This is a genomic window from Pseudomonas sp. Eqa60, from assembly GCF_018326405.1.
Lineage (GTDB): Bacteria > Pseudomonadota > Gammaproteobacteria > Pseudomonadales > Pseudomonadaceae > Aquipseudomonas > Aquipseudomonas protegens.
Genome location: NZ_AP024342.1, coordinates 2,485,587 through 2,510,000, shown reverse-complemented (window position 1 = coordinate 2,510,000; position 24,414 = coordinate 2,485,587). Strand labels below are relative to the sequence as shown.

At 64.9% G+C, this 24,414-nt stretch carries 8 protein-coding genes and 2 pseudogenes (1 of these 10 cut by a window edge); 6 read left to right on the top strand and 4 right to left on the bottom strand.

The annotated features are described in order from the left end of the window. Window positions 1–92: 92 nt before the first annotated feature. The 6 genes from KI242_RS11450 (at window position 93) to KI242_RS11425 (ending at window position 5,598) form a co-directional block, all read left to right on the top strand. A complete protein-coding gene (locus KI242_RS11450) occupies window positions 93–506 on the top strand; it encodes a VOC family protein (RefSeq protein WP_041117105.1) in 414 nt (137 codons plus the stop codon). A gap of 532 nt (window positions 507–1,038) precedes the next feature. Next, window positions 1,039–2,253, top strand: coding sequence for a hypothetical protein (locus tag KI242_RS11445; RefSeq protein ID WP_212806155.1), 1,215 nt, complete (start codon window positions 1,039–1,041; stop codon window positions 2,251–2,253). A gap of 39 nt (window positions 2,254–2,292) precedes the next feature. Further along, entirely contained in the window at window positions 2,293–3,231 is a 939-nt protein-coding gene (locus KI242_RS11440; protein ID WP_197731928.1) for a glycosyltransferase family 2 protein, read from the top strand. A 57-nt stretch (window positions 3,232–3,288) separates the two neighbouring features. After that, a complete protein-coding gene (locus KI242_RS11435; RefSeq protein WP_051167105.1) occupies window positions 3,289–3,699 on the top strand; it encodes a GtrA family protein in 411 nt (136 codons plus the stop codon). Between the two features lie 48 nt (window positions 3,700–3,747). After that, window positions 3,748–4,473, top strand: a complete 726-nt coding sequence (locus tag KI242_RS11430) for a GNAT family N-acetyltransferase (protein WP_041117100.1) — start codon at window positions 3,748–3,750, stop codon at window positions 4,471–4,473. Window positions 4,474–4,809: 336 nt separating this feature from the next. Beyond that, entirely contained in the window at window positions 4,810–5,598 is a 789-nt protein-coding gene (locus KI242_RS11425) for a LuxR family transcriptional regulator (RefSeq protein ID WP_041752100.1), read from the top strand. A gap of 60 nt (window positions 5,599–5,658) precedes the next feature. On the opposite strand, the gene KI242_RS11420 is transcribed toward KI242_RS11425, so the two are convergent. The 4 genes and pseudogenes from KI242_RS11420 to ofaB all read right to left on the bottom strand — a co-directional run. Further along, complete coding sequence (locus tag KI242_RS11420) at window positions 5,659–7,617, bottom strand: MacB family efflux pump subunit (RefSeq protein WP_041117091.1); 1,959 nt, start codon at window positions 7,615–7,617, stop codon at window positions 5,659–5,661. Between the two features lie 2 nt (window positions 7,618–7,619). Next, complete coding sequence (gene macA / locus KI242_RS11415) at window positions 7,620–8,771, bottom strand: macrolide transporter subunit MacA (RefSeq protein WP_077933747.1); 1,152 nt, start codon at window positions 8,769–8,771, stop codon at window positions 7,620–7,622. Window positions 8,772–8,921: 150 nt separating this feature from the next. Next, window positions 8,922–23,626, bottom strand: a pseudogene (gene ofaC, locus KI242_RS11410) (orfamide A non-ribosomal peptide synthetase OfaC). Further along, window positions 23,623–24,414: pseudogene (gene ofaB, locus KI242_RS11405) on the bottom strand (orfamide A non-ribosomal peptide synthetase OfaB); it runs 12,311 nt beyond the window's last position. Before ofaB ends, ofaC begins: the two co-directional pseudogenes overlap by 4 nt.

Here is a 24,414-nt window from a genome sequence, read left to right as displayed (position 1 = left end):
AAAAACCTCCGCGCAGGGCCGATAGCGGCTTTGCTATGGAAGATCGACCACAGGCCCGCGTGCCTGCCCGTTACCTGCGACCGGAGCACAGCATGAAAATCAACCCCTACCTGGTGTTCAACGGCACCTGCAAGGCCGCCTTCACCTTCTATGCCCAATGCCTGAACGGCACCCTGGAAATGATGATGACCTTCGGTGAAAGCCCGGCCCGTGATCACATCTCTGCCGACTGTCACGAACGCATCATGCACACCCGCCTGAGCGTCGGCGACCAGGTGCTGATGGGCTCGGACACCACCCCTGAGCTGCCCTACCTGGGCATCCACGGCTGTTCGATCTCGCTGAACATCGACAACGCCGCCGAAGCCGAACGGGTATTCGCCGCCCTGGCCGAACAGGGCAACGTGCAGATGCCCCTGGAAGCCACCTTCTGGGCCGAGCGCTTCGGCATGCTGGTGGACCGCTTTGGTGTGCCATGGATGGTCAATTGCGAGAAGCGCCAGTAACCCTGGCCCACCTGACTACCAACATTGCCCTCCTCCAGGAAGTTCTGGGTGGCTTCCCGGGGAGGTCAATCCGTTGCGGAGGTAGCAGCCAAACCAATTGTCGGAAGCGGATATTCCTGCGACCAATGAGGACGAAGACCAGATCAGTTTGCTGTTTCGCTCCGAAAACAGCACTCGTGGGCCAACAATAGAGGACTCCCTAGAGGGACTGAGGGTATACTCGCCGCCAAATTTACCTCTCGCCCCTTAGCTTGACGGGGACTTGGGCCTATAAGGTCCGGCAGCAGGACGATGCTCTTGAACCTAAAACAGAAAGTAAAACAGGAACAGATTCTGAACACGAAAATCAAAACATCATCGTCGTCAATAAACCATTGACTCAGTGCGACCCAGAATTACTTTATCACTTAAACATATGCAAAAAACATAGACCAACCCAAAGACCAACTCATTCCGGCAAGATTAAATAGAACACCAAAACCACTCCAAGAATAGATTCCTGTAAAAACCAGAATAAAATAGGCGAGAGCGAATGACAGACGACAACATAAGCGAAACATATCCAGCACCAGATAAAAACCGCCAACACCACACTCGCGCCTACTTCATACTACTTGCATTTACTTTCATCACCTTCACCCCCCTTATATATAAGCTCTCAACAATTGGCGGCGACTATGTTGCACACCTGAAATGGGCGAGCGATATGGAAGATAACGGCACTCTCATGCTGCCGCACCCGCTATACCATCTACTCACGATCCTCACTAAAAATATTCTAAGTGTCAATTACGCCATAGCCTCCACCATCATCATAGTTTCCGCCATTTACCTGCTGGCGATCTTAAACTATAAAGTCCTCAGCCGGTACACCTCAGCTAAAATAGCCACGCTTGTGTCAGTATGTTTACTAGTGGCCAGCCCCCTCCAGATCCTTGCGGTATTTGACCATCATTTCTATTTTGGCTATGTGGGGCTTACGATTTATCATAGTCCAACAATGCTCCTGCTCAAGCCACTAGCCCTCATCGCTTTTTGCTACACATTAAAATCTTTCACCGAAACCTCAGGCAACACACTCTCAAGAGGCACGCTACTGGCAATTTCAATTTTTTTCTGCGGAATATCAAAGCCAAATTTCCTTATTATCATTTTGCCAGCACTGATTTTATTTCTCATCGCAACCCAGCAACTGAAAAGCAGCCTGAAAAGCGCATATATTTACTGGGCTTTTTTCCTGCCGACAGTATTCGTGCTCAGTCTTCAGTTTCTGCACACCTACTTCTACCAAAGCCTTTCAATAGAAACCGCAAATGAGGAAAGCCACGTTTTATTTCTTCCTTTTGAAAGCATGGCCCACTACTCAAAATACTTATTCATCAAGCTGATTCTATCTATCGCATTCCCACTTCTTGTACTCTGCTACTACCCTAAAGAGTTCATCAAAGACAAGGCACTGCTTCTCGCATCGCTCTGTCTCTTGATGGGGTTAATTTTGACTTACTTCTTTTCTGAAAGTGGCTACCGGATGTATGCCGGAAATTTTTGGTGGAGCGGTCAGATTGGCCTATACTTGACTTTCCTTTTCTCTGCAGCATTCCTGCTAAAAAACAAAGAAGCTTTTACAACAACAATAAGCAACGTAAAAAAATATAAACGTTGCGTCATCTTGTTTTTCGCACACACTGCATTCGGAGCACTCTACTACTTCCTAGAGCTCTGTTTTCGCTATCAAAAATTCTGGTAAATCCCGAACTCCCCTTTAAACCTATAAATGATAAGCACAGTGGAAAATCCAAAAGAAAAACCTCACATTTCTGTCGTCGTACCTGTTTACAAGGCTGAAAATTCGCTGATGGAGCTTTATGCGCGATTGAAAACATCGCTGGAAGAGATCACACCAAATTTTGAAATCCTGTTGATTGAGGACTGCGGCGGCGATCGCTCCTGGGATTTAATAAAACAGTTGGCAAAGGTCGATCCAAGAGTGCGGGGAATTCAGCTAAGCCGGAACTTCGGCCAGCATTACGGCATCACTGCGGGTCTCGATAGTTCCCGAGGAGATTGGGTTGTGGTCATGGACTGCGACCTACAGGATCGTCCTGAAGAAATTCCCCGGTTATATGCCAAGGCACAGGAAGGGTACGACATTGTCCTGGCTCTACGAGGTTTAAGAAAAGACTCTGCAATAAAGCGCCTAGGCTCGTGGTTTTTTTACAAGACGTTCAGTTATCTTGCCGACTTTGAGTATGACGGGAATAGCGGTAACTTTCGAATAATTTCCCGCCAAGTTACTGACAATCTGTGCCAAATGCGTGAACAGTTGCGTTTTTTTGGCGCCTTGGTCCACTGGATGGGCTTTACCAGCACCGGCATTGATGTCGAGCACTGCGAACGTGGCCACGGCAAAAGCACTTACACTTTCTCCAAACTTTGGAGTCTGGCCATGGATACCATTATCGCCTATTCGGACAAACCACTTAGGCTTGCAGTAAAGCTCGGCTTTACAATGGCCTCACTTTCATTCATCTATGGTATCTACCTTATGATCACCACCTACTTTCATGGCACGGTAGTACAAGGTTGGACCAGCCTCATGGTATCTATTTTCTTCATTGGCGGAATTGTCATCTCCATTCAGGGCGTAGTCGGCATATATATAGGCAAGACATTCGACGAGACTAAAAAGCGTCCGCTTTATATCGTCGGACGAAAAACCTTCTAGTCTGAATACTGGCAGTTCCACTACCCCTTCAACTCCAAAGCCAAATAGAATGCCATAGTGAACACTATCCCTACCCATACCATCATTCAGCTGATTCGCTACGGAATTATTGGCGTAACCAGCAATGCCTTGGCTTACGCTGGTTACTTACTGATCGTGTATGCCGGTTGCGGAGAAAAATTGTCTATGACGCTTATGTATCTGGCAGGAGCCACCTACAGCTATTCTGTCAACTACCGTTGGACTTTCAAAAAAAGCGGGCGAGCTGGCGCACCATTTCGCTACATACAAATGCATGTATCAGGCTATGTGATAAACCTGATATTACTGTATGTATTTTTCGACCAACTCCACTACCCACATGAAATAGTCCAAGCATCGGCCATAATATTATTAGCGGCGTACAGTTTTCTCGCATGCAAGTACTACGTGTTCAGGGAAAACCCTGTCACCCCCTTAAACTCTTAATACTTATCTCTTTGTAAAACAGCAATTAACTTAAACATCGAGAGAGCAATGGATATAGAAAAGCTTGAGTGGGACACCGATTTTTTTCAGACCCCAGTCTATCGAATCAGCAACCCCACACTTTCGAAGGCCCATCTGCAAGAGCAGTTAAGCAAGGCGCTAAAACTAGGTGCCAGCTTAGTTTACTGGCAATCAGAAAAAGAGCTGAGTGAGCTGGACTCACTCCCCATGAAAGGCAGCCTAGTAGATCTTAAGGCTACGTTCATCACCAACCTCGCCACCACCAAGGGCAAGAGATATTCGTCACTGGTGGAAACCTACCATCCATCAATGAAAGTTGAAGAGTTGATCGACCTCGCTGTTCAAAGCGGCGAGTACTCAAGGTTTTCAGTTGACCCTAATATCGACCTGGAAAAATTCCATGAGCTCTACAGCATCTGGGCCAGAAGGTCAGCAGCCAAGGAAATCGCTCTCGAGGTATTTGTGATACGCAGTAACACTAAAATAGTGGCGATGTTGACCGCTGGCACAAAGAACGGCATTGCAGACATAGGGCTACTCGCCGTTGATTCATCAGTTCGCGGACAAGGACATGGTCAAACGCTGGTCAGACACGCTCAACAATGGTTCCAGGACCGAGGTTTCAAGCAATGTCAGGTTGTTACCCAAAAGAACAACCTGTCCGCATGTGGGCTTTACCAGAAATGCGAATTTCAGATTCAGAAGATCGAACCTTTTTATCACTTCTGGAAAAAACCCAGTACTAGCGCCTGAGAATGTGATGAGCAGAACACTATCAGCCTCATTGGCCCAGCTAGGACCAGAGGAATGAGGCCATCGATGTATTGTGGTCCAGACCGATTTCAAGCTGCTCCCCCTCTACAGCGATTGATGGTGCGATCCTTCTTTAACCAGCCCCTCAAAAAAGCAAAGTCGATGCTTGAAAAATCGACTATTTGACCATTTTCACCAAACGACCAACAAAACCTTGTACTAGGATACGAGGCGACCCTTTGTCGCCCAGAGCAAACAGGAGGTAAATCAACCCTGACCCAAACTCGTTGCTATAAGGCAGCCCCCCTCCACACCTTCACATTCATGGATGAAATGATGAACTCACAAATACTGTTTCCACACATTGGTAAGGTCATCGCCAGCACCGGCAGCCGCAACTTTCCGCGCATGCTGCACGACCTGATACTCACCCAGCTGGCTGTGGACGCCACCCATATCACCCAACTGCGGGCCGACCCGGAACAGGCCGTCGGCAGAACCGGCAACACCCTGATGCAGACCCGCCACCCTCTGTACAGCGATGCCCATGCCAGCAATGACCCGCTGCTGCTCACCGGCTTTCCCGAACAACCCGGCGAACCGGCCCCGGGCCCGTCGCTGCAACGCCAGCGCGGCCACGCGGACCCGGCACAACTGCACCTGACCGGGCGCAAGGACTCCTACCACTACGTGCTCTCGGTGTACCGCAGCAGCCAGGACCAGAGCTTTTCCCCCCAGGAACGCCTGCTGCTGGAGGACATCTCGCCGTTGCTGCTGCCCATGGTGGAAAAACACATCAGCGCCCTGCAGCCCCGGGGCGATGCCGCCGAGCAGGACAGTGCCGCCATCGAGGGCCTGGCAAGCCTGCGCCTGCGCTTTGCCGCGCGCCTGGAACAGTCCGGGCTGCGCCTGTCCAACCGCGAGCTGGAGGTCTGTGTCGGGCTGCTGGCCGGGCGCACCGCGCCGCAGCTGGCCGAGCAGCTCAAGCTCAAGGTCAATACCGTCGAAAGCTACTTGAAGCGCGCCGCCATCAAGCTCGGCATCAGTGGCCGGCACTCGCTGCTGCGCTGGATGTACTCGCCCGAGGAACAAGCGCCGCACAGCAGCGAAACCCCGACGGCCTGATCCGGCCTTGGCCCTGTAACCCCCGCCGGCCCCAGCGCCGGCGGTTCGGTCTACGGCCTGTCAATCCCGGGCCAGGGCTTCGATGGGATCCAGGCGCGCGGCGTTGCGCGCCGGAACGAAGCCGAAGACGATGCCGATCAGGGTCGAACAGGCGAACGCGGTAATGATCGACCCCATGGAAAACACCATCTCCCACTCCTTGATGAACAGGGTGAACAGGTAGCCGATGGCGAACGACAGGCTGATGCCGATGGCCCCGCCGATCAGGCAGACCATCACCGCCTCCACCAGGAACTGCTGGCGGATATCCGACTGCCGGGCCCCCACCGCCATGCGGATGCCGATCTCCCGGGTCCGCTCGGTGACCGACACCAGCATGATGTTCATCACCCCGATTCCCCCCACCACCAGGGAAATCACCGCGATCAGCGACAGCAGCAGGGCCAGGGAGCGGCTGGTGCGCTGCACCGTCTGCATGATGCTGTCGAGGTTGTTGGTGAAGAAATCCTTGGTGCCGTGGCGCTGCTCCATCAGCTTCTTCACATGCTCCTCCACCACTTTGCTCGGCTGGCCGTCCTTGATCCGCACGCTGATGCTGTCCAGGTGGCGCTGGCCGAGCACCCGCCCGGCGGCGGTCTCGTAGGGCAGCCAGACGTTCAGCAGGTTGCTGGCGGCGAACATGTTCTTGTTCTCCCGGGTCACGCCGATCACCGTGCACGGCAGGTTGCCCACCAGGATCACCTGCCCCAGCGGGTCGACATCCGGCCCGAACAGGCGGTTGCGGGTGTTGTGGTCGATCACCACCACCTGGGCCTGGCGCCGCGCGTCGTTCTCGCTGAAGGAAATGCCGCTGGCCAGCTTGATGTCGCGAACCTGGAAATACAGGTGGCTGACGCCGTTGACCGTGGCGTTGAGGTCGATGTTGCCGTAGCGCAGCAACAGGCTGCGGCCGACCATGGGCGTGGCACTGTCGACGTAGTACAGCTGGTTCAGGGCCGTCACGTCGGCGGGCATCAGGGTCTGGATCGCCGCCGCCCGGCTGTCGCCGAAACTGGCCCCGGGGAAGATGTCGATGGTGTTGCTGCCAATGGCCTGGATGTCCTTAAGCACGTAGCGCTTGGCGCCCTCGCCGATGGCCACGATGGACACCACCGAGGTGATGCCGATGACGATCCCGAGCATGGTCAGCAGGGTGCGCATGCGGTGCGAGACCAGCGCCACCCAGGCCATCACGAAGGCCTCCTTGAACAGCCCCAGGCTGGCCACCAGGCGCCGCGCACCGGCGGGCCGCACGCTGACCGGTGGCTCGCTCGGCGCCTCGTCCGCCGGGCGCGGGTTGGCCCGGTCGCTGACGATCTCGCCGTCGCGCACTTCGATGATGCGCTGGGCGTTGGCCGCCACCTTGGGGTCGTGGGTGACGATGATCACCGTGTGCCCCAGGCCGTGCAGTTCCTGGAGGATGTTCATCACCTCCTTGCCGCTGGCGGTGTCCAGGGCACCGGTGGGTTCGTCGGCGAGTATCACTTCGCCGCCGTTCATCAGCGCCCGGGCGATGCTCACTCGCTGCTGCTGGCCGCCGGAGAGCTGGTTGGGCCGGTGGCCCAGGTGCCCGGACAAACCCAGGCGCGCCAGCAGTTCACGGGCCCGGCCATGGCGCCTGACTTGCGGGGTACCGGCGTAGATCGCCGGCATCTCGACGTTGTGCATGGCGCTCAGGTGCGGCAGCAAGTGGTAGCGCTGGAAGATGAAGCCGAAGTAGTCGCGGCGCAGTTCCGCCAGGGCCTGGTCGTCGAGGTCGCGGGTTTCCCGGCCGTTGACCTTGTAGCTGCCGGCGGTGGCGTAGTCCAGGCAGCCGAGGATGTTCATCAGGGTCGACTTGCCCGACCCCGAGGCCCCGGTGATCGCCACCATTTCCCCGGCCTGGATGCTTAGGTCGATGTGCTTGAGGGCCAGGAACTCCCGATCCCCGGCGGTGAAGCTGCGGCTGATGCCGGTGAGGTGCAGCAGGGGCTCGCTCATGCTCAGGCCCCTGCCGTGCCGGGCAGCGGATCACCGATCACCACCCGGTCACCCTCCGCCAGGCCGTCCTTGATCTGCACCTTGACGTTGTTGTTGATCCCGGTGCTGACGTTGCGCGCCTGGGCATGGCCCTTGGCGTCCAGCACCCGCACCGCGAAGCTGCCGTCGGCATTGCGCGAGCCCAGGGCCGCCACCGGTACCATCAGCACGTCCTTGGCGGTATCCAGCACGATGCGCACCTGGGCAGTCATGGAAATGCGCAGCCGATGGTCCGGGTTGGGCACGTCGAACAGCGCGTTGTAGAACACCGCGGTGTTCTGCTTGGGGGTGCCGGCGGTCTGGGTTTCGAGAAAGTTCTGCGGCGCCGGCTCAGTGCCCCGCAGTTTGGCGTAGTAGCGTTTTTCCGCCTCGCCGAGGATGGTGAAGTACACCTGTTGGCCGGGGGCGATATGGATCACATCGGCCTCCGAGACCTGGGCCTTGACGGTCATGGTGTCCAGGTCCGCCAGTTTGAGCAGCACCGGCGCCAGCTGGTTGGCGATCACCGTCTGGCCTTCCTGGGTCACCACCCCCACCACATCGCCATCGATCGGCGCGACGATGCGGGTGTAGGCCAGGTTGACCTTGGCGGTGTCGATCTGGATGTGCGCGCTCTTGATCTGCGCGTCCAGGGACAGCAGGTTGGCCCGCTGCACCTCGTAGTTGGATTCGGCGGTCTCGTAATCCTGCTGGGAAATCGAGGCGTCGGACTGCAAGTCACGGTAGCGCTCGTAGATGGCCTTGGTTTCCTTGAGCTGGGCCGCGGTGGCGCGGCGCTTGGCCTGCAGGTTCTCTTCGTCCACCTGGGCCTGGCGCAGGGTGTTCTGCAGCACCAGCGGGTCGATTTCCGCCAGCCACTGGCCCTTTTTCACCTTGTCCCCGACCTTGACCTTGAGCGACTTCAACTGCCCGGAGACCTGGGCCCCGACATCCACCTGCTTGATGCCTTCGAGCAGGCCCGAGGCCAGGACCGCGTTCTCGATATCCCCCCGTTCGACCTTGGCGGTCAGGTACTGCGGCGGCTCCGCCGGCGCCTGCACCGTATAGAAAATCAACCCGGCCACAACCACCAGCAACAGCCCCATACCGATTTTGCGAAACTTCGACTTTTCCATAGATGACCACAAGTCCGTTGAGGGCGGGCTGCACCGGCCAGCGGCGAGCCCCCTTACAGAACACCGTGCTGCCGTAGTGAGCGGTGTTCCAGATGAATGAAACCGGGTGTCCAGGCGCCGGCAGGGCCAGCGCCTGTGTTGCCCCGCGCCCTATGACATGACCTCCCCCTGGGGCAGCGCCAGGCCGTCATGCCACCAGGCCGCCAGGTGGTAGACGTTGGGCGCCTTGAGCAGGCTGAAGTGGTTGCCCGGGCCGTACCACACCTGCAGGTGCGCAGCCTGCCGGCGCCAGCCCTGGACCATCCCCTGCTGCTCCCGGCGGTTGCCGGCGGCGTCCAGGCTCGGGTCATCCGCCAGCACCAGGCGCACCTTGCCCTGGTACGGGCGCCGAGGCTGGTAGCGGGTGCGCAGGGCGCTGGCGAAGGTTCGCGCCGGGCCGTGCATGGCCCGCGGATCGGCGCGCGGGGACAACAGCCCGACCCGTACCATGCCGGCATGCAGCAGGTGCATCTGCATGCCGTCGTCCTCGGCGGCGAAGCGCTCGGGGTCGATGCCCATGTCCTGGCCTGCAGCCAGTTGCATGGATTCGATCAAGCGCCACAGCGCCGCGGTGGTGGTATAGGGCCGCCCTAGCGCGCCATTGCCTCCGGGAGCCTCACTGTCGATCAGGGTCAGCGACACCACTTCGCGACCGGCGGCCTGCAGGGCCCCGGCCATCTCGAATGCCACCCAGCCGCCGAAGGAATGGCCGATCAGGTGCAGCGGCCCGTCGGGGTACTCGGCGGTGATGGCCTCCAGGTAATGCCGGGCCGCCACTTCGACCTGGCCATGGGGCACCCCGCAGCCGTCCAGGCCCCGGGCCTGCAGGCCGAGGATCGGCCATTCGGCCCCCAGGGCCTCGCTCAGGCCGATAAAGCCGGTGATGCTGTCACCGGCCCCGGGCACGCAGAAGATCGGCGTGTGCCCGGGGCGCCCGCTCTGGATCCGCAGCAAGGGCTGGTGCGGCACAGCGCTCACCGCGTCCTTGGCCCTGGTCGCCGCCAGGGCCTGGCCCAGGGCGTGACCCAGGGCCTGGATATGCGGCGCCTTCATCATGCTCAGGTGGTCCCCGGGCACGCTGATGCAGTGCAGTTCGCCCGCCGGCAGGATCTCGCCCCAGCCCAGGGTCGGGCTGCGCCGGGACAGCTCGGTGGGCCGTTCGGCGGCGCAGAACAGATGCACCGGCATGCCCAGGGGATGGACCCGGTAATGGGCCAGGGCATGGCCGTGGGCGACCTCGCGGTCCAGGTAATGGCCGAGCGCTTGCGGTGGCGCCGTGGCCAGTTGCTCGAACAGCAGCCCCTGGTCGCGGCAGCGTTGCAGCAGGTCGGCAAAGTCCAGTGGTTCCAGCAGCGCCTCCAGTTGTTCCAGGTGCGCCAGGGGCTGCACCCCGGCCGCGCCCTGGGCGCTCCAGTAGGCGCGGCACTGCAACAGCAGGTGGCGCTTGTGCGCGTGCTCGCCAGACCAGCGAGCCTTGCCCTGGTCGGTCAGGCGCGGCACGTAGCTGTCGATCAGGCCGAGGAACTCCACCTCCTGGTCCAGGCCCAGCAACTGCTGGGCGATCTCATAGGCCAGGACCCCACCGAAGGACCAGCCGGCCAGGCGATACGGCCCCTGTGGCTGGGCCTTGCGCATCACGTCAAGCAAGCGTGTGGCCAGGCATTCCAGGGTGCGCAACTGCGGCTCGCCGACCGCCACGCCGGGCAGGCCGTAGATCGGGAAATCGCCGTCCAGGTGCTGGCCCAGGGCCGGGAAATACACGTCCAGCCCGGTGAACTCATGGACCAGGAACAGCGCCGGGCCACTGCCGCCGGTGCGCACCGGGATCAGCTCGGTGGAGCGCGGCGCGGCCGTGCGCTCGCTCAACAGGCGCGCCATGGCCGCCACCGTGGCGTGCTGGAACAGCTCCGCCAGGGTCACGTCGAACGCCGCCTGTTGCAGGCGGTTGAGCAACTGGATGGCCGAGAGCGAATGCCCGCCCTGTTCGAAGAAGTGGTCGTGGCGCCCTACTTGCTCGAGCTTCAGCACCGCCGCCCAATGCCCGGCCAGGGCCTGCTCCAGCGCGCCCTGGGGCGCGGCATAGGCCTGGGCGAGCTGGGCCGCGCTGCCGGGCGCCGGCAGCGCACGGCGGTCCAGCTTGCCGTTGCGGGTCAGGGGCAAGGCCTGCAAGTGCACATAGGCCAGGGGCACCATGTAGTCCGGCAACTGCTGTTGCAGGTGGCTGCGCAGTTGCTCCGCGTCCGGCGCCGGGGTGTGCTCGTGCAGGGTGTAGTAGGCCACCAGGCGCTTGTCCCCGGGGCTGTCTTCACGCACCACGACCACGCCGTCCCGCAGGCCGGGGAAGCGGGCCAACTGCGCCTGGATTTCCCCGGGTTCGATGCGCAGGCCGCGGATCTTCACTTGCTCGTCATTGCGCCCGATGCATTCCAGAAGACCATTTTCCAGCCAGCGGCCCAGGTCGCCGGTGCGGTACATCATGGCCGGCGCAGCGGTGCCCTGGGTTTGCTGGTGAAACGGGTCGATGAGGAACTTCTGCGCCGACAGGTCCGGACGGTTGAGGTAGCCCAGGGCCACGCCATCACCCCCGATGTACAGCTCCCCCACCACCCCCACCGGCAGCGGCTGGCCCAGGGCATCGAGCACGTACACCCGGGTGTTGGACAGCGGCCGGCCAATGGGCACGCTGTCGGCATCCGCCGCCAGCTCACCGGGCTCATGGGTCACGGCAAAGGTGGTGGTCTCGGTGGGCCCGTAGCCGTTGACCAGGCGCAAGTGCGGCAGCTCGGCCTGGATCCGCCGGAAGGCCGTGGCATCCGCCCGTTCGCCGCCACAGAGCAGCATGCGCAGCCCCTTGAAGGCCTGGGGAATCAGTTGCACGTACTGGTTGAACAGGCTGGTGGTGAGGAACAGCAGGCTGACCCCGGTGCGTTCCAGCAGCGAGCCGAAGGCGTGCGGGTCCAGCAATGTCGCGTGGTCCACCACCACGACCCGGCCACCGTTGAGCAGCGGCCCCCAGACCTCCAGGGTGCTGGCGTCGAAGGCCGGGTTGGAGGCGAAGGCCACCCGGTCCTCGGGGTTGAAATCGGCATAGCCGTTGTTGATCACCAGCCGGGTGATGGCCCGGTGCGGCACCCGCACGCCCTTGGGCGCTCCAGTGGAACCGGAGGTGTACATGACGTAGGCCACCGCCTCGGACGACAACGCCAGGTTCGGGTTGTGCCCGGCCAGCCGGTCGAAGCGCAGGCGGTCCAGGTCGACCCGTTGCACCGCGGCTTCCAGCACCCGCTCGCTGTGGCTGAGCAGCACCGGCGCCCCGCTGTCGGCCAGCATGAACCCCAGGCGCTCGGCCGGGGCGTTGACGTCCAGCGGTACATAGGCGGCGCCGCACTTGCTCACCGCCAGTTGGCTCACCAGCAGGTCCAGGGAGCGCGGCAGCAGCAGCGCCACATGATCCCCGGGCTGCACCCCCAGTTGCAGCAGATGCTGGGCCAGTTGGTTGGCCCGGGTGTTGAGCTGGATGTAGCTGAGCTGTTCGGCGCCCTGCACCGCTGCCACCTGCTGCGGCCGGGCCAGCACCTGCTCCTCGAAACACTGGTGCAGGACCTGCTCGCGCGGGTAGTCGCGCACCGTGTCGTTGAAGCCCTCCAGTATCTGCCGGCGCTCGGCCTGCGGCAGCACCGGCACCTGGCCGATGGCCTGTTCCGGTTGCTGTTCCAGGGCCAGCAGCAGCTGTTCCAGGGTGCCGTGCAGGTAGTCGCAGATGCGCCGGGCATCGATCCCGGCGGCCACGGCGGTGAGCATGAAGCCGTCCCCCAGGTCGTCGATGCTCAGGGTCAGCGGGTAGTTGCTGCGCTCCTGGGCATTGAGCAACTGCATGCCCTCCCAGGCACTGTCGGCCTGCCCCGCCTGGTTTGCCGCCGGGGCACTGTGGCGGTAGTTGAGCAGGCTGCTGAACAACGGTGTACCCGGCTCCACCCCACTGCAACGCTGGACCAGGGCCAGCGGCGCCTGTTCGTGGCCAAGCAGCTGCGCCAGCCGCTCATGGGTGGCCAGCAGGGCCTCGCGCACCGGCAACTCGCCCAGATCGACCCGCAGCGGCAAGGTGTTGATGAACACTCCCAGGGCCCGTTCGGCGCCCTCGCCGCCCTGCATCCGCCCCAGCAGCACGGTGCCGAACACCACCTGCTGCTGCCCCGCCAGGCTGCCCAGCACCCGGCCCCAGGCCAGGTGCATCAGGCTTGCGGCACTGACCCCCAGTTGCCGCGCCTGCAAGCGCAGGCGCCGGCTCAGCAGGCGGTCCAGGGGCTGGCGCGCTTCGCTGAGTTCGGCGCTGCCTCCCGGTACCTCCTGCAGGCCCAGCGGCAGGGTCGGCTGGTCGATATCGCCGAGCATCTGGCGGAAGAACGCCTCATGCTCGGCCTCGCCGATGCCCAGGCGTGCCTGGGCCACGTAGTTGCGGTACGGCACCGCTTCCCCCAGGCGCTGCTGCTGGCCCAGGAGGAAGGCTTGCAGTTCGTGCTGCAGCACCTCCAGGGCCACGTGGTCCATCACCAGGTGATGGAACAGCAGCAGGGCCACCACTCGCTGGTTCACCGGGTCGGCGGCATGCACCAGGCGCAGCAGCGGCGCCTGGGCGATGTCCAGGCGGTAGCGACGGCTGTCGAAGCGCGCCTGCAACTGGCCCAGCACCTCGCCGTCGCCAGGCTCCAGGGCGATCTCTTCGCAGCACAGCGGCGCCTGGCGCCAGACCACTTGCAGCGGCTGCTCCAGGCCTTCCCAGAGCACCGCGCTGCGCAGGATGTCATTGCGTTCGATCACCCCCTGCAAGGCCTGGGCGAAGGCCTGCAGGCGCTCGGTGCTGGCAAAGGCGAACTGCGCCTGCAACACGTAGGGGTCACCCGCTCCAGCCGCCAGATGGTGGAACAGGATGCCGGCCTGCAACGGCGCCAGCGGGTAGATGTCCTGCACATTGGCGGTACCGCCGGGCACCGTGGCCACCACCCGGTCGATGGCGGCCTGGTCCAGTGCCAGCAGCGGCAGCAGGTCCGGGGTGATGCGCGGGCAGTCGCGGTAGATCAGGTTGGCCGGTACCTGCACCTCGCGACCGCGGCCCACGGCAGCGGCCAGGGCCGCCAGGGTCGGCTGGCCGAACAGCACCCGCACATCCGCCGAGAGCCCGGCCCGGCGCATGCGGCCGATCAGGCTCACCGCCAGCAGCGAATGGCCGCCCAGCTCGAAGAAGTGGTCGTGGCGCCCCACCCGCTCGACCTTGAGCAGTTCGGCCCAGAGTTGCGCCAGGAGGATCTCGGTGTCGCCCACCGGGGCCTCGTACTCGCGCACCTGGGCCGCCTCCAGCCCCGGGGCCGGCAGGGCCTTGCGTTCCAGCTTGCCATTAGGGCTCAGGGGCAGCGCCGCCAGGTGCACGAACAGCGCCGGCACCATGAACTCCGGCAGGTGTTCCAGCAGCGCCCGGCGCAGTTGTTCCACCGCCAGGGCCGGCTGCCCGGCAACGGTGGTGTAGTAGGCCACCAGGCGCTGGTCGCCCGGCACATCTTCCCGGGCCAGCACCACCGCTACCTTGACCCCTTCGAGCTGGGTCAGGCGCGCCTGGATTTCCCCCAGCTCGATGCGCAGGCCACGGATCTTCACCTGGTCGTCGTTGCGCCCCAGGTACTCGATAGTGCCGTCGGCCAGGTAGCGGGCCAGGTCGCCGGTGCGGTACAGGCGCGCGCCCGGTTCCTGGCTGAACGGGTCCTTGAGGAAGCGTTCGGCGCTCAGTTGTTCGCGGTTCAGGTAACCCCGGGCCACCTGCACCCCACCGATGTACAGCTCGCCCACCACGCCCCGGGGCACCGGCTGCATCTGCCCGTCCAGCAGATAGATGCGGGTATTGGCGATGGGTTTGCCGATGGGGGTGTTGTCCGGGGTCTGTGCCAGCGGGCCGGCGCAATCCCAGGCGGTGACGTCCACCGCCGCTTCCGTGGGGCCGTAGAGGTTGTGCAGCGCCACCTGCGGCAACTGCTGCTTGAAGCGCCGCACCAGGCTGCCCGGCAGCGCCTCGCCGCTGCACATCACCTGGCGCAGGCCGGCGCATTCGCGGGTGTCGCCATAGGCCAGGAATACATCGAGCATCGAGGGCACGAAGTGCAAGGTGCTGATGCGTTCATCACGGATCACCTGGCGCAGGTAAGCCGGGTCCTTGTGCCCATCGGGGCGCGCCATCACCAGCCGTGCGCCGGTGAACAACGGCCAGAAGAACTCCCAGACCGAGACGTCGAAACTGAACGGGGTCTTCTGCAATACCGCGTCCTCGGCAGTGAGACGGTACTGCTCCTGCATCCACAGCAGGCGGTTGACCACCGCCCGGTGCTCGTTCATCGCGCCCTTGGGCCGGCCGGTGGAACCGGAGGTGTAGATCACATAGGCCAGGTGGCTCGGGGTCAGGCCGTTGAGCCGCGGGTTGACCCGGGGCTGGCGGTGCCATTGCGGCTGGTCGAGATCCACCAGGGGCAGCGCCAGGTTGCCCAGCAGCGGCCGGGTCGCGCTATCGGCCAGCAGCGCCTGGGGCGCGCTGTCGTCGAGCATGTAGGCTATGCGTTCGGCGGGGTAGCCCGGGTCGATGGGCACGTAGGCGCCGCCGGCCTTGAGGATGCCCAGCAGGCCCACCACCATGGGCAGCCCGCGCTCGACGCAGATCGCCACCCGGCTGTCGGGGCCGACGCCCAGGTGCAGCAGGTGCCCGGCCAGCTGGTTGGCCTGCTGGTTGAGCTCGCGGTAGCTCAACTGCTGCTCGCCGGCCTGCACGGCGATGGCCTCGGGGCTGCGCAGTACCTGGGTCTCGAACAGCCCGTGCAGGGTCTGTTCCAGGGGGTAGTCGCGGGCGGTGGCATTGAAGCCGTGCAGCAGCTGTTCGCGCTCGGCGGCATCCAGCAGCGGCACCTGTGCCAGCAGCATCTGTTCATCGGCCACCATGGCCTGCAGCACCCGCTGCAGGTAGCCGGCATACCGCAGCATGGTGGTTTCATCGAACAGCGCCGTGGCGTATTCCAGGCTGCCTTCGATGCGGTCCTGCACCTCCCCCAGGCTCAGGGACAGGTCGAACTTGGCGAAGTGGCTGGCCTCGTGGATGCCCTCCAGTTGCAGGTCCCCCAGCTCCAGCTGCGGGCCGTCGCCGTTCTGCCAGGTGAACAGGGTCTGGAACAGCGGGCTGTGGGACAGGCTACGCAACGGCCGCAGGATCTCCACCACCTGCTCGAACGGCAGGTGCTGATGAGCCTGGGCCTCCAGGGTGCGGGCGCGGACCTGGGCCAGCAGCGCCTGGACCCGGGGCGCCGCCTCCAGGTCCAGGCGCAGGGCCAGGGTGTTGACGAACAGCCCGATCAACCCTTCCACCTCGGCGCGCATGCGGTTGGCCACCGGGGTGCCGATCACCACCTCGGACTGCCCCGAGAGCCGCCCCAGCAGCAGCGCCCAGGCGCCCATCAGGGTCATGTACAAGGTGGTGCCATGGCGCTGGCTCAGGGCGCGCAGGCCGGCGGTCAATTGCGCATCCAGGCGCACCTCGACGCTGCTGCCGGCGTAGTCCTGCTGGGCCGGCCGTGGCCGGTCGGTGGGCAGCATGAGCAACGGCGGCGCCCCCTCCAGGGCCTGGCGCCAGTACTGCGCCTGCTGCTCCAGCACCGCGCCACTGAGCCAGTGCCGCTGCCAGTGGGCAAAGTCGCTGTACTGCACCGCCAGCGGCGCCAGGGGGTCGGGCAGGCCACGACTGAAGGCCTGGTACAGCGCCACCAGTTCCCGGGTCAGCACGCCCATGGACCAGCCATCGCTGACGATATGGTGCAGGGTCAGCAACAGCACATGGTGGTCGTCCGCCAGGCTGACCAGGCGCCCGCGGATCAGCGGCCCGCGTTGCAGGTCGAACGGCGCCGAGGCCTCGCCCTGCACCAGGGCCTGCAAGGCGTCGCTGGCCTGGGGGTGGCCCCGCAGGTTTTCCAGCAGCAGCTCCAGCCCGGATTCGGCCGGGGCGATCAGCACCTGGGCTTCGTCACCGTACTGGGCAAAGCGGCTGCGCAGGGTTTCATGGCGCGCGACGATGCGCTCCAGGGCCTGCTGCAGGGCCGCGCCGTCCAGTGGCCCGCGCAGGCGCAGGCCGATGGGAATGTTGTAGGCGGTGTTGGCCCCTTCCATCTGTGCCAGGAACCACAGGCGCTGCTGGGCGAAGGACAGCGCCAGCGGCTGGTTGCGCGGCGCCGGCAGCAGGTCCGGCAGGCTGCTGCGCTCGGCCCGGGCCAGGGCCGCGGCCACGGCGCACAGTTCGGCATTGGCGAACAGCTCGCCCAGGGCCAGCTCCACCCCCAGGCGCTGCCGCACCTGGGACAGCATGCGCATGGCCAGCAGCGAATGGCCGCCCAGTTCGAAGAAGTGATCGTGGCGCCCTACCCGCTCGACCTGCAGCAGCTCGCTCCAGATCTGCGCCAGGGCGATCTCGCTGTCGCCCTCGGGGGCCACATAGTCCCGGCTCAGCAGCGCCTCCAGCGGCGGTTGCGGCAACGCCCGGCGGTCGAGCTTGCCGTTGGCGGTCAGGGGCAAGGCAGCGAGGTGCACATAGGCCGCCGGCACCATGTACTCCGGCAGTTGCTCCAGCAGGCGCCTGCGCAGCTCGGCCGGGCTCGGCTCGGCGCCGGGGGTTGCACTGAAATAGGCCACCAGCCGGGTCTGCCCCGGCTGGTCTTCCCGGGCCAGCAGCACCGCCTCGCGGATGCCCGGAAGGCGGTTGAGGCAGGTCTCGATCTCCCCCAGCTCGATGCGCACGCCACGCACCTTCACCTGGTCGTCGTTGCGCCCCAGGTAGTCGATGCGCCCGTCCGCCCGCCAGCGCGCCAGGTCGCCGCTGCGGTACATGCGTGCGCCCGGCACGGTGCTGAAGGGGTCTTCAAGAAAGCGTTCGGCCGTCAGCTCCGGGCGGTTGAGGTAACCCCGGGCCACCCCGGCGCCGCCCACATACAGCTCACCGGCGACGCCGATGGGCACCGGCCGCTGCTGCGGGTCCAGCAGGTAGATCCGTGCATTGGCGATGGGCCGGCCGATGTCCAGGGGCCCGCCGGCCAGCAGCCGCCCGGAGCTGGCCACCACCGTGGTTTCGGTGGGGCCGTAGTTGTTGACCACGGCAAAACTCGGCTCCTGGCTGAACTGGCGCAGGCGGTCGCCGCCGATCAGCAGGGTGCGCAAGGTCGGGTGGCCTAGGCCCTGGCTGAAGGCGTATTCGGCCACCGGGGTCGGCAAAAAGCTCAGGTCCAGGGGCTGGGCCTGCCACCAGTGCAGCAGTTGGTCGAGGTCCTGGTGGCCGATACCGGCCGGCGGCAGGTGCAGGGTGGCGCCGCCGCAGAGCGTCGGCCAGAGCTCCCAGGCCATGGCGTCGAAGCCGAAACCGGCGACGCTGGAGGCATGTCGCCCCGGCCCCAGGTCGAAGGCCTGGCAATGCCAGTCCAGCAGGTTTTCCAGGCTGGCATGCTCCACCATCACGCCCTTGGGCAGGCCGGTGGAACCGGAGGTGTAGATCACATAGGCCAGGTGCGCGCAGCTCATGCCCGGCACCTGAAGGTTGCCCTCGGGGCGGGCCTGCCACTCGGGCTGGTCGAGGTCCACCCGAACCATGGCCGGTTGGCCCACCAGGGCCCGGGTGCTGCCCTGCACCAGCAGCGCCAGCGGCGCGCTGTCCTGCAGCAGGTAGGCGATGCGTTCCGCGGGGTGACCCGGGTCGATGGGCACATAGGCGCCACCGGCCTTGAGAATCCCCAGCAGGCCGATCACCATCCCCGGCCCGCGCTCGACGCAGATCGCCACCCGCTGATCCGGGCCCACCCCCAGCTCCCGCAAGTGCCAGGCCAGTTGGTTGGCCCGGGCATTCAACTGGCCATAGCTCAGGCGCTGCGCGCCCACCTGCAGGGCCGTGGCCTCGGGCTGCCGAGCGGCAAAGGCCTCGAAGCGCTGGGCCAGGGTCCGGCCCCGTGGGTAGTCCACGGCGCTGGCGTTGAAATCCTCCAGCAGTTGCCGGCGCTCGGTCTCATCCAGCCACTGCACCTGGGCCAGGCATTGCTGATCGTCGGCCACCATGGCCCGCAGCACCTGCACCAGGTAGGCGGCATAGCGCTGCACCGTGGCCTCATCGAACAGCGCGGTGGCGTAGTCCAGGGTTCCGCGGATCTGCCCCTGGCTTTCTCCCAGGCTCAGGGTCAGGTCGAACTTGGCCACCGCGCTGGCCCCGGCCACACCTTCGAGTTTCAGGTCCCCCAGTTGCAGGTCCTGGGCGAAGTTGTCGACCCAGGTCAGCACCACCTGGAACAGCGGGCTGTGGGACAGGCTGCGCTGGGGCCGGACGATTTCCACCACCTGCTCGAACGGCAGGTCCTGGTGCCCCTGGGCCTCCAGGCTGCGGGCGCGGACCTGGGCCAGCAGCCCGCTCACGCTCTGCCCCGGGTCCAGGTCCAGGCGCAGGGCCAGGGTGTTGACGAAGAGCCCGATCAGCCCTTCCACCTCGGCGCGCATGCGGTTGGCCACCGGGCTGCCGATCAGCAGATCGTCCTGCCCCGAAAGGCGGCTCAGCAGCAGCCCCCAGCCGGCCAGCAGGGTCATGTAGAGGGTGCAGCCATGGCGCTGGCTCAGGGCCTTGAGCTGGTCGCTCAGGGCCCGGTCCAGCAGCAGCTCGATGCTGCCACCGCTGAAATCCTGCTGCTGCGGCCGCGGCCGGTCGGTGGGCAGCATCAGCAGGCTGGGCGCGCCGGCCAGGGCCTGGCGCCAGTAGTCGCTCTGCTGCTGCAGCACCTCGCCGCTGAGCCAGCGCCGTTGCCACAGGGCAAAGTCGCTGTACTGCACCGCCAGCGGCGCCAAGGGATCGGGCCGGCCCTGGCTGAAGGCCTCGTACAGGGCCACCAGCTCCCGGGTCAGCACGCCCATGGACCAACCATCGGCAACGATGTGGTGCAGGGTCAGGAGCAGCACATGGTGATCGTCCGCCAGGGCCAGCAGGCGCGCGCGGATCACCGGCCCCTGCTCCAGGTCGAAGGCCTGGGCGGCTTCGGCACGCACCCGTCCGGCCAGGATCAGCGGCGCCTGGCGCAGGTCTTCCTCGTGCAGTTCCAGAGCGCTGTCCAGGGGCCCAATCAGCACCTGGGGCTGGTCCTCTACGCGCACGAAACGGCTGCGCAAGGTGGCGTGGCGGCTGACGATGGCCTGCAGCGCCTGGCGCAGCGCCGAGCGATCGAGCTGCCCGCGCAGGCCCAGGCCGATGGGAATGTTGTAGGCGCTGGCGGCACCGTCCATCTGCGCCAGGAACCACAGGCGCTGCTGGGCGAAGGACAGCGGCAGGTCGTGATCCTGCACCGCCGGGAAGATCTCCGGCAGATGGCTGCGCCCGGCACGCTCCAGCACCGCGGCCACCGCGCTCAGCTCGGCATTGGCGAACAGCTCGCCCAGGGCCAGTTCCACCCCCAGGCGCTGGCGTACCTGGGACACCATGCGCATGGCCAGCAGCGAATGGCCGCCCAGCTCGAAAAAGTGATCCTGGCGCCCGACCCGCGGCAGGTGCAGCACCTCCTGCCAGATCGCGGCCAGGGTGGTTTCGGTGGCGCCTTGCGGGGCCTGGTATTCACGGCCAAACAGCGCCGCCTGATCCGGCGCCGGCAGGGCCTTGCGGTCGAGCTTGCCGTTGGCGGTCAGGGGCAAGGCGTCGAGCCGTACATAAGCCACCGGCACCATGTAGTCAGGCAACTGCGCCAGCAGGTGGGCGCGCAACTGCGCCACGTCCAGGGCGACGTCCTGCTGCTGGGTGAAATAGGCCACCAGCCGCGGGTTGCCCGGCTGATCCTCGCGGGCCAGCAGCACGGCTTCCTGGATACCGGGGAACTGGCAGAGGCGGGTCTCGATTTCCCCCAGCTCGATGCGCACGCCGCGGATCTTCACCTGATCGTCGTTGCGCCCCAGGTAGTCGATGCGCCCGTCCGCCAGCCAGCGCGCCAGGTCGCCGCTGCGGTACATGCGCGCCCCAGGCTGGTCGCTGAAGGGATCGTCGAGAAAGCGTTCGGCGGTCAATTGCGGGCGGTTGAGGTACCCCCGGGCCACCCCGGCGCCGCCCACATACAGCTCACCGGCGACGCCGATGGGCACCGGGCGCTGCTGGGAATCCAGCAGGTAAATGCGCGCGTTGGCCACCGGCCGGCCGATGTCCAGCTCGCCACCGGCGTGGATCGGCCCGGAACTGGCCACCACCGTGGCTTCGGTGGGGCCGTAGTTGTTGATCAGGGCAAAGCCCTGGTCGTGGCTGAACTGGCGCAGGCGGTCGCCGCCGATCAGCAGGGTGCGCAGGCTCGGGTGGCCCTGCTCCTGGCTGAAGGCGTACTCGGCCACCGGGGTCGGCAGGAAGCTCACGTCCAGGGGCTGGGCACGCCACCAGGCGAGCAACGCATCCAGGTCCTCGCTGCCGTCCTGGGCCGGTGCCAGGTGCAGGGTCGCGCCCACACACAGCGCCGGCCAGACCTCCCAGGCCATGGCATCGAAACCGAAGCCGGCCAGGCACGAGGCCTGGCTGCCGGCACGCAGGTCGAAGGCCTGGCAGTGCCAGTCCACCAGGTTGCCCAGGGTCCGGTGCTCCACCATCACCCCCTTGGGCAGGCCGGTGGAGCCGGAGGTGTAGATCACATAGGCCAGGTTGGCCGCGCTCAGCCCCGGTACCTGGGTATTGTCCGCCGTCTGATCGAGCCACAACCGCTGGTTGAGTTCGATCACCGGCACCGCCAGGGCCGGCAGGCGCCCCAGCAGCTCGGCCTGGGTCAGCACCGCCCGCGGGCCGCAGTCCTGGAGCAGGTAGTTCAGACGCTCGGCCGGGTGGGCCGGGTCGATGGGCACATAGCAGGCCCCGGCCTTGAGAATCGCCAATAGGCCCACCACCGTTTCCAGGCTGCGCCGGGCAACGATGGCCACCCGGTCATCGGGCTGCACCCCCAGCCCGCGCAGTTGCCGAGCCAGGACATTGGCCTGTCGGTTGAGCTCGGCATAGCTCAGCGAGCGGCCCTGGTAGCAGGCCGCCAGGGCGTCTGGGGTGCGCTGCGCCTGGGCCTCGATGCGGCCATGGATAGCCTGCCCCCGGGGTAGTCCACCGCGCTGCGGTTGAAGCCTTCCAGCACCTGCTCGCGCTCCGCCACCGGCAGGATCGGCAACTGCTCCAGGGCCAGTTGCGGCGTCTGCTCCAGGGCCTGGGCCAGGTTCTCCAGGGTACACAGCAGGTAGCCGAGGATGCGCCGCGGGTCGACCTGGGTGCTGGCCAGCAGGGTCAGGCTGAAATCCTGCCCGAGGTCGTCGACGCTCAGGGTCAGGGGGTAGTTGGTGCGCTCCTCGGAGCTCAGGGTGCTGATCCCGGCCCAGGCGGCCTGGGCCGCGGCACTGGCCCCGGCAGCACTGTGCCGGTAGTTGAGCAAGGCGCTGAACAGCGGGGTCGGTGCGCTCACGCCGCTGCAACGCTGGGCCAGGGCCAGGGCCGCGTGTTCGTGGCGCAGCAAGGTGGTGAGCCGGGCGTGGGTGGCCTTGAGGGCCTCGCCCAGGCCCTGGCGGTCCACATCCAGGCGAAACGGCAAGGTGTTGATGAAGATCCCCAGGGCCCGCTCGGTGGCTTCGGCGCCTTGCAGGCGGCCCATCAGCACAGTGCCGAACACCACCTTGTGCTTGCCCGCCAGGGTGCCCAGCACCCGGCCCCAGGCCAGGTGGAACAGGCTGGCCGCGCTGACCCCGGCCAGCCGGGCCCGGGTCCGCAGGCGCTGGCTCAACTCGGTTGGCAGGGCCTGGGTGCATTCCTCGATGGCCCGGCCATCGCCCTGCACATCCTGCAGGCCGTAAGGCAGGGTCGGCTCGTCGATATCGCCGAGCATCTGGCGGAAGAACGCTTCGTGCTCCTGTTCGCTGATACCCAGCCGCGCCTGGGCCACGTAGTTGCGAAACGGCATGGCCGGCCCCAGGCGCTCGGCCTGCCCGGTGAGGAAGGCCTGCATCTCGTGGCGCACCACATCCAGGGCGCTGTGGTCCAGGGCCATGTGGTGGAACAGCAGCATGGCGACGATGCGCTGCCCGGCTTCATCCCGGGCATGCACCAGGCGCAGCAGCGGCGCCTGGCTGACGTCCAGGCGATAGTGGCGGGCGTCGAAACGCGCATGCAACTGGGCCAGAACCTCACCGGCCGCAGGGTCGGTCTCGACCTCTTGCAGCTCCAGCCCGGCCTCGCGCCAGACCACCTGCATCGGCTGCTCCAGGCCATCCCAGAGCACCGCGGTGCGCAGGATGTCGTGCCGCGCAATGACCCCGCGCAGGGCCTCGGCAAAGGCTTCCAGACGTTCCTCGCTGGCGAAGGCGAACTGCGCCTGCATCACATAGGGGTCGCCCTGCTGCGCACTGACGTGGTGGTAGAGAATGCCCTCCTGCAGGGGCGCCAGGGGGTAGATGTCCTGCACGTTGGCGACCCCGCCCGGGACGCTGGCGACAATGCGCTCGATGGCCTCCTGGTCGAGGTTGGCCAGGGGCAGCATCGCCGGGGTGATGCGGCTGATGCCCGGGGTGATGCCATTGGCCGGCACCTGCACCTGCCCGGCCTTGCTCGGCGAATACTGGCCGGCGCGGATCAGCTCGATCAGCTCCGGCTTGTGCTCGCGCAAGCGGGCCAGCAGCTGCGGTTCGCTCAGGGCCTGCTTGTTGCCCTGGACCACCAGCTGGTCGTCCTTGAGCACCAGTTGCACATCCTTTTCCTTCAGTGTCGCCAACAGTTCGATCACGCTCACAGGACGATCTCCATTCGTTCGGTCATGGCCGCGTAGGCCGCCAGGGTCGGCTGTTCGAATAACGCCCGGACATCGGCTTCCATGCCTAGCTCACGCATGCGGCTGATCAGGCTGACCGCCAGCAGTGAGTGCCCACCCAGTTCAAAGAAATGATCGTGACGCCCCACCCGCTCGACATTGAGCAGTTCGGCCCACAGCCGCGCCAGGGCGATTTCGGTGTCGCCCACCGGGGCCTCGTACTCGCGCACCTGGGCCGCCTCCAGCCCCGGGGCCGGCAGTTCCTTGCGCGCCAGCTTGCCGTTGGCGCTCAGGGGCAGCGCCGCCAGGTGCACGAACAGCGCCGGCACCATGAACTCCGGCAGGTGCTGCAGCAGTTGCGTGCGCAGGTGCTCGACGGGCAGGCGCCGGGCGCTGTCGTGGGTGGTGTAGTAGGCCACCAGGCGCTGGTCGCCGGGCACATCCTCGCGGGCCAGTACCACCGCCTCCTTGACCTCCTCCAGCTGGGTCAGGCGCGCCTGGATCTCCCCCAGTTCGATGCGCAGGCCGCGGATCTTCACCTGGTCGTCGTTGCGCCCCAGGTACTCGATAGTGCCGTCGGCCTGATAGCGCCCGAGGTCGCCGGTGCGGTACAGGCGCGCCCCCGGTTCCTGGCTGAACGGGTCCTTGAGGAAACGTTCGGCGCTCAACTGCTCGCGGTTCAGGTAACCCCGGGCCACCTGCACCCCGCCGATGTACAGCTCGCCCACCACCCCCAGGGGCACCGGCTGCATCTGCGCGTCCAGCAGGTA